Source organism: Nocardia sp. CA-107356 (assembly GCF_050946365.1).
In the GTDB taxonomy this organism is placed as follows: Bacteria; Actinomycetota; Actinomycetes; order Mycobacteriales; family Mycobacteriaceae; genus Nocardia.
This window is the reverse complement of sequence record NZ_CP191992.1, coordinates 9835487-9848095: the sequence shown is the minus strand read 5'-3', so window position 1 is coordinate 9848095 and position 12609 is coordinate 9835487. Positions and strand designations below refer to the sequence as shown.

At 65.9% G+C, this 12609-nt stretch carries 14 protein-coding genes; 9 read left to right on the top strand and 5 right to left on the bottom strand.

Annotation, left to right across the window (positions count from 1 at the left end; genetic code table 11):
- Positions 1 to 91 precede the first annotated feature (91 nt).
- From ACQP1G_RS44295 to ACQP1G_RS44275, 5 genes are all read left to right on the top strand, one after another.
- Positions 92 to 1240 carry a hypothetical protein gene (locus tag ACQP1G_RS44295; protein ID WP_433196443.1) on the top strand — a complete coding sequence of 383 codons (1149 nt, stop codon included), beginning with the start codon at positions 92 to 94 and terminating at the stop codon, positions 1238 to 1240.
- 70 nt (positions 1241 to 1310) lie between these two features.
- The gene (locus ACQP1G_RS44290; protein WP_433196441.1) at positions 1311 to 2171 is read left to right on the top strand and encodes an SDR family NAD(P)-dependent oxidoreductase; all 861 of its coding nucleotides are present in this window, start codon (positions 1311 to 1313) and stop codon (positions 2169 to 2171) included.
- Between the two features lie 5 nt (positions 2172 to 2176).
- The gene (pyrE, locus tag ACQP1G_RS44285) at positions 2177 to 2743 is read left to right on the top strand and encodes an orotate phosphoribosyltransferase (protein WP_433196439.1); all 567 of its coding nucleotides are present in this window, start codon (positions 2177 to 2179) and stop codon (positions 2741 to 2743) included.
- Positions 2744 to 2892: 149 nt separating this feature from the next.
- Positions 2893 to 3951, top strand: coding sequence for a beta-ketoacyl-ACP synthase 3 (locus ACQP1G_RS44280; RefSeq protein ID WP_433196437.1), 1059 nt, complete (start codon positions 2893 to 2895; stop codon positions 3949 to 3951).
- Between the two features lie 11 nt (positions 3952 to 3962).
- Positions 3963 to 4697 (top strand): lysoplasmalogenase, encoded by a 735-nt coding sequence (locus ACQP1G_RS44275; protein ID WP_433209383.1) that lies wholly within the window; start codon positions 3963 to 3965, stop codon positions 4695 to 4697.
- Here ACQP1G_RS44275 and ACQP1G_RS44270 read toward each other — a convergent pair.
- The 3 genes from ACQP1G_RS44270 to ACQP1G_RS44260 form a co-directional block, all read right to left on the bottom strand.
- Positions 4675 to 5127 (bottom strand): hypothetical protein, encoded by a 453-nt coding sequence (locus ACQP1G_RS44270; protein WP_433196435.1) that lies wholly within the window; start codon positions 5125 to 5127, stop codon positions 4675 to 4677. The genes ACQP1G_RS44275 and ACQP1G_RS44270 overlap by 23 nt on opposite strands.
- A gap of 237 nt (positions 5128 to 5364) precedes the next feature.
- Positions 5365 to 6018, bottom strand: coding sequence for a LuxR C-terminal-related transcriptional regulator (locus ACQP1G_RS44265; RefSeq protein ID WP_433196433.1), 654 nt, complete (start codon positions 6016 to 6018; stop codon positions 5365 to 5367).
- Positions 6015 to 7379, bottom strand: a complete 1365-nt coding sequence (locus ACQP1G_RS44260; RefSeq protein ID WP_433196431.1) for a sensor histidine kinase — start codon at positions 7377 to 7379, stop codon at positions 6015 to 6017. The genes ACQP1G_RS44265 and ACQP1G_RS44260 overlap by 4 nt, the downstream gene beginning before the upstream one ends.
- 95 nt (positions 7380 to 7474) lie before the next feature.
- On the opposite strand from ACQP1G_RS44260, the gene ACQP1G_RS44255 reads away from it, so the two are divergent.
- The 3 genes from ACQP1G_RS44255 to ACQP1G_RS44245 all read left to right on the top strand — a co-directional run bounded on the left by ACQP1G_RS44255 (position 7475) and on the right by ACQP1G_RS44245 (position 9835).
- Positions 7475 to 7813: a DUF4190 domain-containing protein gene (locus ACQP1G_RS44255; RefSeq protein WP_433196429.1), complete on the top strand. Its 339-nt coding sequence runs from the start codon at positions 7475 to 7477 to the stop codon at positions 7811 to 7813.
- Positions 7814 to 7948: 135 nt separating this feature from the next.
- On the top strand, positions 7949 to 8629 hold the full coding sequence (locus ACQP1G_RS44250; RefSeq protein ID WP_433196427.1) for a TrmH family RNA methyltransferase: 681 nt from the start codon (positions 7949 to 7951) through the stop codon (positions 8627 to 8629).
- A gap of 117 nt (positions 8630 to 8746) precedes the next feature.
- Positions 8747 to 9835 (top strand): glycoside hydrolase family 76 protein, encoded by a 1089-nt coding sequence (locus ACQP1G_RS44245; RefSeq protein ID WP_433209380.1) that lies wholly within the window; start codon positions 8747 to 8749, stop codon positions 9833 to 9835.
- Positions 9836 to 9838: 3 nt separating this feature from the next.
- On the opposite strand, the gene ACQP1G_RS44240 is transcribed toward ACQP1G_RS44245, so the two are convergent.
- Positions 9839 to 10522, bottom strand: a complete 684-nt coding sequence (locus ACQP1G_RS44240) for a DedA family protein (RefSeq protein WP_433196425.1) — start codon at positions 10520 to 10522, stop codon at positions 9839 to 9841.
- 19 nt (positions 10523 to 10541) lie between these two features.
- Positions 10542 to 11198 (bottom strand): DedA family protein, encoded by a 657-nt coding sequence (locus ACQP1G_RS44235; RefSeq protein WP_433209377.1) that lies wholly within the window; start codon positions 11196 to 11198, stop codon positions 10542 to 10544.
- A gap of 324 nt (positions 11199 to 11522) precedes the next feature.
- Between ACQP1G_RS44235 and fbaA the strand changes: the two genes are divergently transcribed.
- A complete protein-coding gene (gene fbaA, locus ACQP1G_RS44230; protein ID WP_433196423.1) occupies positions 11523 to 12557 on the top strand; it encodes a class II fructose-bisphosphate aldolase in 1035 nt (344 codons plus the stop codon).
- The last annotated feature ends 52 nt before the right edge of the window (positions 12558 to 12609 follow it).

Genomic DNA, 12609 nt, shown 5'->3' with positions numbered 1-12609 from the left:
TCGCTGGATAGACGAGAGCCTCGGCTTCGCTCGGCCCGGCGCGGGGCTTATGGCGGACTTCGTCCGACTGCGCATATTAGGGTAGGCGACGATGACGGCAATGTGGTTCGGGTTGGCGGCGATCGCGCTGGTTGGTGCGATCGTGCTGCTCTATTTCGATCGGGTCCAGCGACGGCGGACCGGTCATGCGCGCCAGGTCTGGGCGAAGGCCCAGGGCTATACGTATGTGTCGGTGGAACCGGCGCTCGCGGCGACCTGGCGCCGCGGTGCGCTGGCCAAACTCGGCTATCTGTCCGCGGTGGATGTGGTGTCGGGAATCCGCAAGGGCGAGAAGTTCGTCCTCTTCGATCTCGAGGATGCGGCGACGCTGGTCGCGGTGCGCAGGCAGATCGGTTCGGATATCGATGTGGATATGCGGCTCAAGACCGCCTCACCTCCCAAGGACGCCGATCTGGAGCTACTCGGCGCGATCGGCGACCGGGTGGTGTTCGCGACCAATCCGGAGATCGCCAGGCACGCCGTCGACCAGCGCATGGTCGCCTTCATCGAGTCGCTGCCCGATACCGTGCAGATGCTGTGGAGTGAGGGCAACTGGACCCTCGGCATGCTGAATGTCGGTACGGTGGCCAAGGATTGGGAGACCACCATCGACGCGGTGCTGCGGCTGTCGGGTCTGTTGCATGTGCTGCCGCCGGTCAGTGATGTGCGCGGGGTGGATTCGGGCGGTCACGATCCGGGTCGGCCGCATCCGCGCACATCGCGCTCCGCTGCTCCGGACGATGCGGATGGTCCGGTGGGTGCGAGCCGGGTCGCCGCGCCGGAGCGGCGCAAGGACGAGCGCGAGGATCCGGACTACGCCGACTCGGACTCCGCATACGACGAATCGTCTTATGACGAACAGGATTTCGATCGGCCGAAGTATCAGGAGTCGCAGTACTCCGAATACGACGATGACTATGACGACGAACCAGCCGCCGCGGCCCCGGAACCGCCGCGCCGCCCCAGCCTCGCCGTCGTCCCCGACTCTCGCTCGCGGGCCCGCGACGACCGCTGGGCAGCGGAGCCGGAGGACAACTGGCCGCCGGAAGACCGTCCGGCCACCCGCGAATCCGCCCAGCCCGAGCCCATCCGGCCCGAGTCGGACGAGGACGAATGGCAGTCCGCCGAGCACACACCGGATCCGCCCGGCGGTCCGTTCCACCCTGGATTCCGTCCGTACCAGGGACCTGTGCCGCAGTGATGGCCGCAGCGATTGCTTGCAGGTCGCTCGAAAGCGCAGCCGTGGTACCACTTCGACTTTGGATTGTGCAATGGAATCAGCATCGCGTAGCGATTCGATCGGGGGCGGTGGCCGGGTGACGGGTGGACCAGATAGTCCCGCGCGCTTGCCCGGTGCCATCCGTCCTGTCGCCCTGATCACCGGACCGACGTCCGGCATCGGGCACGGATTCGCCGAGCGGCTCGCCGCCCTCGGCTATGACCTGGTTCTCGTCGCCCGCGACGAGGAGCGGTTGAACGCGCTGGCCGCGGAGTTGGAACGCAAATTCGCCACCCGCTCCGAGGTATTGGTCGCCGATCTGGCCGATGCCGCTGATCGGGATCGGGTGGTCGCGCGCGCCGCCGACGGCATCGAATTCCTGGTCAACAATGCGGGATTCGGGCAGTCGGGGGAGTTCTGGACCCAGTCGCCCGCGGCGGTCCAGGCTCAGCTCGATGTCAATGTCACGGCGGTGGTGCAGCTGACCAGGGCCGCGCTGCCCGCGATGATCGCGGCCGCCAAGGGGTCGGTCGTCAATGTCGCCAGCGTCGCCGGTCTGATCCCCGGGCGCGGCTCGACCTATTCGGCTTCCAAGGCCTACGTCGTATCCTTCACCGAAGGGTTGGCGGGTGGACTGGCCGGAACCGGTGTCCGAGTACAGGCCCTGTGCCCCGGATTTGTGCATACGGAATTCCATGAGCGGGCTGGCATCGAGATGTCGTCGCTGCCCAAGCAGCTGTGGCTGAGCGTCGACCAGGTGGTCGCCGGTTCGCTGCGTGATCTGGAGAAGGACCGGGTGCTCAGCGTGCCCGGTGTGCAGTACAAAGTGCTCACCACCGCCGCCGGAATGATCCCGCGACCCCTGGCGGCCCGACTGAATCGCGGCATGTTCAACGCACGCGGAAGGACTTAACAGAGATGATCGACCAGGTAAGCAATACCGCCGTTTCGACGGACGACCGAGACAGATTGGCCGCGCTGGTTCGCGAACTCGCCGTTGTGCACGGCCGCGTCACGCTGTCCTCGGGCAAGGAGGCCGACTACTACGTCGACCTGCGTCGCGCCACCCTGCACCACGGTGCGGGACCGTTGATCGGCACGTTGCTGCGCGAACTCGTGGCGGACTGGGATTTCGAGGCCGTCGGCGGCCTCACCATGGGCGCGGATCCGGTCGCCCTTGCCGTCATGCACGCACCCGGCCGCCCGATCGACGCCTTTGTGGTGCGTAAGGCCGCCAAGACCCACGGCATGCAGCGCCAGATCGAGGGCCCGGATATCGTCGGCAAGCGGGTGCTCGTCGTCGAGGACACCACGACCACCGGTAATTCGCCGTTGACCGCCGTGCGCGCGCTGCGCGAGGCGGGCGCGACCGTGGTCGGCGTCGCAACCGTGGTGGATCGGGAAACCGGTGCCGATCAGGTGATCGCGGCCGAGGGGCTGGAGTACCGGTCGATCCTCGGATTGAAGGATCTCGCGCTCGGCTAAGCTGCGAGCGTGGTCCCGGGGCGCGATCGCTGGTGGTCGGAGCTTCGAATCAGCTGAAACGCCGATGGCTGTGCGGCTCGATATAGGGAGCGCATACGCCGAGCGCAGCGAGGCGTTCGGTAGACAGTGAAGGGTCGTGTGAGTTACCTGTGGTGAGCATTGCAGTCAATAACAGCCGTGCGAATGTCTCGATGCTCGGCATCGGTGCTTACCGTCCGAAGCGCCTGGTCAGCAATGAAGAGGTGTGCGAGGTACTCGACTCGACCCCCGAGTGGATCTACGAGCGCACCGGCGTGCGCAATCGTCGGTGGATCAGCGATGACGAGACGCTGCAGTCGATCGCGGCGGCCGCCGGTGAGCGCGCGATCATCAATAGCGGCATCGACCGGTCCAAGATCGGCGCACTCATTCTGGCCACCTCGAGCTGGTTGACGCTGACCCCGCACGGTGCGCCGAAGGTCGCCAACGATCTGGGGATGAACGGGATCGCGGCCTTCGACCTGACCTCCGGCTGCGGTGGTTTCGGTTACGGTCTCGGTGTCGCGGCGGATCTGATCCGGGCGGGTTCGGCCGATTACGTGCTGCTGATCGGCGCGGAGACGATGACCGTCGGGCTGGATCCGACGGATCGCGGCACCGCGATGATCTTCGGTGACGGCGCGGGCGCGGTAGTGGTCGGCCCCAGCGAGGAGAACGGCATCTCCCCGACGGTGTGGGGCAGTGACGGCGAGAACGCATCGGCGATCGCGCAGGATGTCGACTTCCTCGAGTACATGCAGAAGGCGCAGGCACTGCAGGGCACCGATCCGGCGATCGAGCCCGTCGGCCGAATGTCGCTGCGGATGGAGGGTCCGCGGGTATTCCGTTGGGCGGCTGTCACTTTGCCGCGCGCGCTGGCCTCTGCGCTGGAGGTTTCCGGGGTGTCCAAAGAGGACATCGAGGTGTTCATTCCGCACCAGGCCAATGCGCGTATCAACGAGCTGATGAAGAAGAATCTCGGGCTCGCCGATGACATTCCGGTGGCCAATGACATCGAGAACACCGGCAATACTTCCGCCGCCTCCATCCCGCTGGCGATGGAGGAGATGTTGGTGACCGGTAAGGCCAAGGGCGGCCAGACGGCGCTGCTGCTCGGCTTCGGCGCTGGCCTGAGCTATGCGGGTCAGGTGGTCACGCTGCCGCCCGCCCCGAAAGAGCCGAGCTTCTGACGGTGTCTGATTTGCGTCTCTTTCGTGCCGGGTTCCTAGCGGCGGCGGCGGTGACCGTGTACGGCGCGGTCACCGGCCGCGACACACTGCAGTGGGTCGCGAAGCCGCTGATGATGCCGCTCTTGGCGGCGGATGTGGCGACCGATCGGGCAGCGCTCGACCCGGTCGACCGCACGGTTCTGCTCGGCGCGCTCGGCGCCGCGACCATCGGTGACGTGCTGTTGATCGAGCCGGACAACGATCGCCGGCTGATCGCGGGAGCCTCGTCGTTCGCGGTGATGCAGGGCGGGTATTCGGCGCTCTGGTGGCGGCGCGGTGCACGGCCGCGTCCCGAGATCGCGCTGCCCCGGGTGCTGGCCTGGCTGGGTGCCGCGGCGCTGTTGCGGGCCAAGGCGCCGACCGTCGCGGTGCCGCTGACGGCCTATGGTGCAACGCTCGGCAGCGCGGCGGTGCTCGCCTCCGATCCCGGATTGGCTCCGGAGGCGCGGGATATCGCCGGGCTCAATATTCCGGGTGCGGATCCGCGCAGTCGGCTCGGCCTCGGCGCGCTGCTGTTCACCGTCTCCGATGGGTTGATCGTGCTGCGTCGGCTGTTCGCCCGGGGCGAGCGGTCGCGGCGGGTCGTGGAAGGCGTCATCCTGTCGACCTATGCGGCCGCGCAATTCCTGCTCGCGGATCCCCGCGCCCACGCGAAGATCGAACCATGCTCCGGGCGCGCGAAAGTTATTGCCCCAGAACGAGAATGATTCGATCGCGGTTGGCGGGATCGACCCTGATCGAAATCGTCTCGCCGACCGCGAGGCGCGGTTTGTCGGCCGGGGTGACATCGAAAACGATAGTGCCATGGTAACTTTCGGATCCGGGCACAACGAGTTCCAGATCGAATTCGGTCAACTCGGTGTGATGATCGGTGTGCTGCAGCGTATGCGCGCCCTCGATGGTCGCCCACCCCTCCAGCCCATGCCGCCACAGCTGCCGATCCGCGCGTGAGGGCCGAGCGGCCAGCAGCATTCCGATGCCGCAGCACGAACCGAACAGGCCGACCAGCGCGATGATCTGATAGGCCTCGGTGCCCGGTGGCGTATGCGGTAGTAGCCAGCCGAGCCAGAATCCGAGCAGCACCAAGTACCCGGCCGTCACCCCGAGCACGGTGCGGAGAATGCGCGCGTGGTCCATACCAGCCTCCACCCGACTGCTCTGTACCTCCAGAATAGGTCGGCTCGGCCCAGTGTGAATGCGCCTTGACCAGACCCGTGACCAGGCCGTCTCCACTGGGCAACGGTCGGGGTGATCGGTTGGTGTTCGTCAATTGACGGCGGCCGCCCGCGAGGATCGATGTGATCCTGGTGGTCACCGATGGCTCGGGTGACCGCGTCGACGCCGCTGTGGTGCTCGGCGGCGTCGTGCGCCGACTCAGCCCTTCAATCGCAGTACCGCGAGCACTCGGCGGTGATGGGTATCCGAGGGCGGCAGGTCGAGTTTGGTGAAGATATTGCCGATGTGTTTCTCGACGGCACGTTCGGTGACCGTGAGTGCGGTCGCGATCGCGTTATTGGACAGACCCTGTGCCATCAGTTCGAGGACCTCGCGCTCCCGTGGCGTGAGCCGGGCGAGCGAATCCTGTTGGCGCGAAGCACCCATCAGCTGACTCACCACCTCCGGGTCGAGTGCGGTGCCGCCGGTCGCGACGCGGTCGAGTGCGTCGACGAAGTCGCGAACGTCGGCAACCCGATCCTTGAGCAGGTAGCCGACACCGCTTGCGCCACTGGCGAGAAGTTCAGTGGCATAGCGGGTTTCGATCCATTGCGAGAACACCAGCACACCGGTGAGCGGATATTTGCGGCGCAGCTCGATCGCGGCGAGCAGCCCCTCGTCGGTGAAGGTCGGCGGCATCCGCACATCGACAACGGCCACGTCGGGGTTGTAGGTGCCGACCACATCGCTCAAGGTGGTGGCGTCGCCGACCATGGCGACCACCTCGTGGCCGCGCTCGGTCAGCAGCCCGGCCAGGCCGTCGCGCAGGATCACGCTGTCCTCGGCGATGACCACCCGCAACGGTGTACTCATCGCGGTCCGGCCATCGGGAGCAGGATGGTCACGACGGTGGGCCCGCCGGTCGGACTCTGTACGGTGAGCGTGCCGTCCACCGTGCGGGCCCGCGCCGCCAGGCCCGAGAGTCCGCTGCCGGCTGCGTATTCCCCGTCCATGGGCGGTAGCACACCGCCGATTCCGTTGTCGCGCACCGAGACCGCAATGGTTCGCGCATCGGTCGGCAGTACCGAAACCCAGGCGCTGGCGGCGTTCGCGTGTTTGACCACATTGGTGAGCAGTTCGGCGACCGAGAAGTAGGCGATCGCCTCGATGGCCGGATTCGGCCGCTGCGGCAGGTGTACCCGCAGCTGCACCGGAACCGCACACCGCGACGCCAGCGTTTCCAGCGCGGGCTCGAGCCCCAATTCGAGTGCGGGCGGATGGATTCCGCGTACCAGTTCGCGCAATTCGGTCAATGCCTCCTTTGAGCTGGCGTGTGCGTCGGCGATCAGATCGCGGGCATCAGCGCCCGCGGCCAGCCGCTCCTCGGCCCGTCCGAGAGCCATCGCGATCGTCACCAATCGTGCCTGCGTACCGTCGTGCAGATCCCGCTCCACCCGGCGCAGCGTCGCCGTCGAATCCTCCACCGCCGCACGCCTGCTCGCCTGTAACTCGACCAACTGCCGGTCGCGCGCCGTCGCGGAGAGTAAGGCGATAGTGAGCAGCCCGTGGATCCAGCAGACCGCGCGCAGCAGCCACGGCAGAGCGAAGCAGCCGATGACGCCGACCGCGGACATCAGCAAAACCCTTGGCCAGGTGTCGATATAGAAGGATCCGAACTGGGCGAGTGAATGGTGTGCGACGCCGCTGTCGTCGATATTCGTCGGGTTGAACAGCACCCACGGAATCGGCGACAGCGCGGTGAATACCGTGATGGCCACCACGATCAGCACGAAATAGCCACCGACCACACCGAGTACGGCCTGCGCGCACAGGAACAGGATGCCCCGCCAACTCGCGCGATCGGTGAACGCGCTCTTCAGGAATCCGAAGAAGCCCGGCTGCGAGACATAGGGCGGTGGCCCTTCCACCGGCGTATCGAGCAGATCCCTGGCCAGTGCGCGATAGACCTTCCCCCAGATTCGCGCGCCGAGAATCACCAACGCGAGCACCGGGATACCGATGAGCACGATCGAGGCGTACAGGCCGCCGCCCAAACCGAAGAACAGATAGCAGACGGCGAGTACGCCGATCACGAAAACCGTGAAGACATAGGCGAATTGCTTCCAGGTACGGGCCTGGATCGGTGCCCGCAGCACGGCGCGCAGCACATCCCGCGCGTCGGGTCCGGTCTTGCCGGTCGGCGCGTCGAGCACGAGGGTTTGTGTCTCGGTCATGGGCTCCATGGTTGTCGGGGTCGCGGCGGCGTTCGATGGAGCTGACCGCCGAATCCGAGGTGTAGCCAGCTACACCACCAACTACCATCCTGCGGATGAACTACCCGCCGCCACCGCAGTACGGTTCGCCGTACGGCTATCCAGCCTATGGTCCGCCACAGGATCACCCGCAGGCCGTCACGGTCCTGATTCTGGGCATCCTCGGACTGGTGCTGTGCCAATTCCTCGGACCGGTCGCGTGGGTGATGGGGAAGAAGGCACTCAACGAGATCGACGCGTCCGGCGGCGCGATCGGTGGTCGAAGCAGTGTTATGGCCGGATATGTCTGCGGCCTCATTTCGTCGATCCTGCTGATCCTGACCATTCTGTTCATCATCGTCATGGTGATCCTGACCGCTGTCGGCGTCCTCGGCTCCACATCCTCGACCTACTAGAAATCGCCGCATTCCGGCCACCCGATGGTGGCGGTGTTCGATGTGCGGCCTTCGCGGGCGCTCCGTGGTTACCCTGCGCTACCGCCGCCGCCCCGTCGCTCATGCCGCGGGGTGGCCGCAATTAGCATCGTCGGCGTGAACGACCCCGCACCGGATACGGCCGAGCAACCAGGACCCACCGAATGGGGCGAGCATCCACACGGTGTCGGGCCATGGGCGCAAGAGCACGGGGAGACACCGCCGCAGGATCCCCGCTACGACCCGGAGCTGTTGGCGGGTGGCGACCGTCGCAATGTCGTCGACGCCTACCGTTACTGGTCGCGCGAGGCCATCATCGCCGATATCGACCGGCGCAGACATCCGTTCCACGTGGCCATCGAGAACTTCGGGCACGACGCCAATATCGGCACCGTGGTGCGCACCGCCAACGCCTTCGCCGCGGCGGCCGTGCATATCGTCGGCAGGCGGCGCTGGAATCGGCGTGGCGCCATGGTCACCGACCGCTATCAGCACATCGAACATCACACCGATATCGGCGAGCTGCTGGCCTTCGCCGAGCGTGAGCAACTGACGGTGGTGGCCGTGGACAACGTGCCCGGCTCCGTCCCGCTGGAAACCGTCGAGTTGCCGCGCCGCTGCCTGCTGCTGTTCGGACAGGAGGGGCCCGGCGTCACCGAACATGCCAAGGGTGCGGCCGAGCTGACGGTTTCGATCGCGCAGTTCGGTTCGACCCGCAGTATCAATGCCGGAGTCGCGGCCGGTATCGCGATGCACGCATGGATTCGGCAACATGCCGATTTGACGTCGGCTTGGTAACGAAAAGATCCCTATGAACCGGCGCGAAGCTGGCACCATTGACCCATGACCTCGGGCAGCCCTCGGACCGGGCGCGACGCTGAACCCCCGGCCGCGCTGTGGTCGGAGCGAGCGGATATGGCCGAAGCCGCGATCGTCTCTCGGCACCTGCGTGCGCTATGGGGCTGTCCCGGTACCGAATTGGGTGTGGTCGGCTGGCCAGCGACCCGCGGCGAGCGCGCCTTCGTCTCCTGGCACTACTGGTGGCAGGCGCATCTGATCGACTGCGCGGTCGATGCCGCCAACCGGGTGCCGACCCCGAAGCGCCGCAAGCGCATTGCCGCCATCGCACGTGCGCACCGGATGCGCAACATCACCGGCTGGACCAATAACTACTACGACGATATGGCTTGGCTGGCCATCGCTTTGGAGCGCGCCGAGCGAATTCAGGGCATCACCGACGTACACGGCGGTCTGATCGCACTCGAGAAGGAGCTCTACGGCGCATGGGATCCGGCGCGCGGCGGCGGTGTGCCCTGGCGGGTCGGCTCGGACTATTTCAACGCACCCGCCAACGGACCGGCCGCGATCGCGCTGCTGCGGCTCGGCCGCCACTCCCGCGCGCAGGAGATGGCGGACTGGATCGATGCGACGCTGCGCGACAAGGAAACCGACCTGATCCTCGACGGCATCCACCTGCCATCCGGTGAGATCGAGCGCCCGACCTTCACCTACTGCCAGGGGGTGGTGCTCGGCCTGGAGGCCGAACTCGCGGTGCACACCGGCGAAGAGCGTCATCTCGAACGGGTACACCGGCTGCTCGCCGCCGTCGAGGAGCAGATGACCATCGACGGGGTGATCAACGGTGGTGGCGGCGGTGACGGCGGCCTGTTCAACGGCATCCTGGCCCGCTATCTGGCGGTGGTCGCGCTGATGCTGCCCGGCGACGATCGGGAACAGGTGGCCGATCGGTGTGCCGCGGCGGCGATCGTGCGCGCCAGTGCCACGGCGGCCTGGGCGAACCGGCTCGAGGTCGAGAGTGAACCGCTGTTCGGCCACGACTGGACCAAGCCCGCCCAGCTACCCGGCGGCTGGTCCGGCGCGGGGCAGTTCACGGCGGGTGGCTCGGTGACTTCGTCCCGGGTGCCGGAACGCGATATGTCGGTACAACTATCGGGCTGGCTCTTGATGGAAGCGGCGTTCCAGGTCAGCGCCGCCGGGCTGTAGCAATCAGCACTCGGTCTCGAGTATCCCGGTGGGCGCGGATTCGAGATCGAAATCTTCGGCGGGCTTGGCGATCTCCTGCCGGTAATGCCGGATACCCAGCGCCGTCCCGATGATCAGCCCGACCACCAGCGTGCCGATGACTCCCGGCATCAGCCACGGCACCCGCTGCAGGAAACTGCCCGCGTAATAGCCGATGAGCAGTAGTACCGGCGCCCAGATGATGGCGCCGATCGTGCTGGCCACGGTGTATTTGCGGTGGTTCATCTGCGCCGCGCCCGCGACCATCGGGCACAGTGTGCGCACCCACGGGATCCAGCGCGAAATGAGTACCGCGAGGAAACCGTGCCGCTGCAGCAATTCGGTGACCCGTTGCAGATTGCGGGTGTTGATATAGCGGCCGTTCTTCCTCGCCACCAGATGATGGCCGGTGCGGTGCCCGATGACGTAACCCACCTGGTTGCCCGCGATGGCCGCGATCATCGCGCCGACCGACAGCGCCCAGACATGGGCCTCGCCGGTCGCATTGGAGGCCATCACGATGCCCGCGGTGATCAGCATCGAGTCACCGGGCAGGAACAACCCGATGATCAACGCGCATTCGAGGAAGACGAAGGTCAGTACCACCGTCCAGACAAGTGCGGGGCCCGCCGAGGTCAGCGGATCGAAACTGCCCACTGCTAGGGGCAACTGCGCAGTGGACACCGGCTCAGTGGGTCGGCTCGTTCGTCGAGGCGGTCAGCGCGCCATCTTGCTGACCGGCCTCGTCCGCACCGCGATCGAGCACCTTCTTCGCCACCGCGATGATGCCGGGCAGGATCGAGATCAGGACGATGAGCAGGAAGATCGGTTCGATGTTCTTGCGAATGAACTCGATATTGCCCAGGAAGTAGCCGAGCACCGTGACACCGCCGCCCCACAGGATCGCGCCGACGATATCGAAGGTGACGAACTTGCGGTACTCCATCTTGGACACACCCGCGAGCACCGGCATGAATGTGCGCACGATCGGCACGAATCGGGCCAGGATGATCGTCTTCGGACCGTGCTTCTCGAAGAAGGCGTGCGTCTCGGTGACGTAATGCTTCTTGAAGAAACGGGTGTCTTCCTTGTGGAACAGCGCGGGCCCGATCGCCCGGCCGATCCAATACGCGCATTGATCACCGGCGAAGGCGGTGACCATGACGGCGGGTAACAGGATCCAGATCGATACCGGCGGATGGTCCGTCGCGGACAGCAGGCCACCGGTGAACAGCAGCGAATCGCCGGGCAGGATCGGGAAGAGCAGACCGGTCTCGATGAAGACGATCACCAGGATCGCCGGGAGCACCGCGTTCTTGAGCCACGTCTCCGTAAGCAGGTGCATCGGATCCAGCAACTGGGTCAATGCGACGTTGCTCGTCACCGATTCTGTCGCTGCCAGCAGAATCACGCGGCCTCCTGTCCCGGGTACGGCTGGCCTGCATTGCTTGCCACCGCATCGGAAGCTGCCAGCGCAATTACGCGGCCAACAGTACCGGGTCCAACTGAGAAACCTCTCGCTGTGCGAAAAGTTCTCCTCTTCCGACCGGCCGGTTCGTTTGGTCGAGCGACCTCACAGGAAGGTCCCCTGACATCGTGCGAAAGCCCGCTGGCCTACTCTGAGGGCTGACAGAATTGTCTTTTTCCGAACAACACGGAGGTCTTCACAGTGCCCATCGCGACTCCGGAGGTCTACGCCGAGATGCTCGGTCGGGCCAAAGCGAACTCCTTCGCCTTCCCAGCCATCAACTGCACCTCCTCGGAGACCGTCAACGCAGCCATCAAGGGCTTCGCCGATGCGGGTAGCGACGGCATCATCCAGTTCTCCACCGGTGGCGCGGAGTTCGGCTCCGGCCAGGGTGTGAAGGATATGGTTGTCGGCGCGGTCGCACTGGCCGAGTTCGCGCATGTGGTCGCCGCGCGCTACGACGTGACCATCGCGCTGCACACCGACCACTGCCCGAAGGACAAGCTGGACACCTTCGTGCGTCCGCTGATCGCCATCTCCCAGGAGCGGGTGAACGCGGGCCGCAACCCGCTGTTCCAGTCGCATATGTGGGACGGCTCCGCGATCCCGATCGACGAGAACCTGGAGATCGCCAAGGAACTGCTCAAGGCGACCCATGCGGCGAACATCATCCTCGAGGTCGAGATCGGCGTCGTCGGTGGTGAAGAGGATGGTGTCGAGGCCGAGATCAACGAGAAGCTCTACACCTCCCCCGAGGATTTCCGCAAGACCATCGACGCGCTCGGCGCTGGCGAGAACGGCAAGTACCTGCTCGCCGCGACTTTCGGCAACGTGCACGGCGTGTACAAGCCGGGCAATGTGGTGCTCAAGCCCGAGGTGCTGGCCGAGGGCCAGCGCGTCGCCGCGGCCAAGCTCGGCCTCGCTGCCGACGCGCAGCCGTTCGATTTCGTCTTCCACGGCGGTTCGGGTTCGCTGAAGTCGGAGATCGAGGATTCGCTGCGTTTCGGCGTGGTGAAGATGAACGTCGACACCGACACCCAGTACGCCTTCACCCGGCCGGTCGCCGCGCATATGTTCACCAACTACGACGGTGTGCTCAAGATCGACGGCGAGGTCGGCAACAAGAAGTCCTACGATCCGCGCAGCTATCTGAAGAAGGCCGAATCCGCGATGGCGGCACGTGTCGTCGAGGCGTGCAATGATCTGAAGTCCGCGGGTCGCTCGATCAGCGCCTGACCCTTACCTCCCGCGGTGTGAGCGTCAGGCCCGGAGACGGTGGCGCCCGGAC

Bases quoted from the DNA above. Each gene is read 5' to 3' on its own strand.
- ACQP1G_RS44290 (WP_433196441.1), top strand. From the start codon at position 1,311: ATGGAATCAGCATCGCGTAGCGATTCGATCGGGGGCGGTGGCCGGGTG.
- ACQP1G_RS44265 (WP_433196433.1), bottom strand. From the start codon at position 6,018: ATGAGTACACCGTTGCGGGTGGTCATCGCCGAGGACAGCGTGATCCTG.
- ACQP1G_RS44235 (WP_433209377.1), bottom strand. From the start codon at position 11,198: ATGCACCTGCTTACGGAGACGTGGCTCAAGAACGCGGTGCTCCCGGCG.
- ACQP1G_RS44255 (WP_433196429.1), top strand. From the start codon at position 7,475: ATGAACTACCCGCCGCCACCGCAGTACGGTTCGCCGTACGGCTATCCA.
- ACQP1G_RS44245 (WP_433209380.1), top strand. From the start codon at position 8,747: ATGGCCGAAGCCGCGATCGTCTCTCGGCACCTGCGTGCGCTATGGGGC.
- ACQP1G_RS44270 (WP_433196435.1), bottom strand. From the start codon at position 5,127: ATGGACCACGCGCGCATTCTCCGCACCGTGCTCGGGGTGACGGCCGGG.
- pyrE (WP_433196439.1), top strand. From the start codon at position 2,177: ATGATCGACCAGGTAAGCAATACCGCCGTTTCGACGGACGACCGAGAC.
- ACQP1G_RS44295 (WP_433196443.1), top strand. From the start codon at position 92: ATGACGGCAATGTGGTTCGGGTTGGCGGCGATCGCGCTGGTTGGTGCG.
- ACQP1G_RS44260 (WP_433196431.1), bottom strand. From the start codon at position 7,379: ATGACCGAGACACAAACCCTCGTGCTCGACGCGCCGACCGGCAAGACC.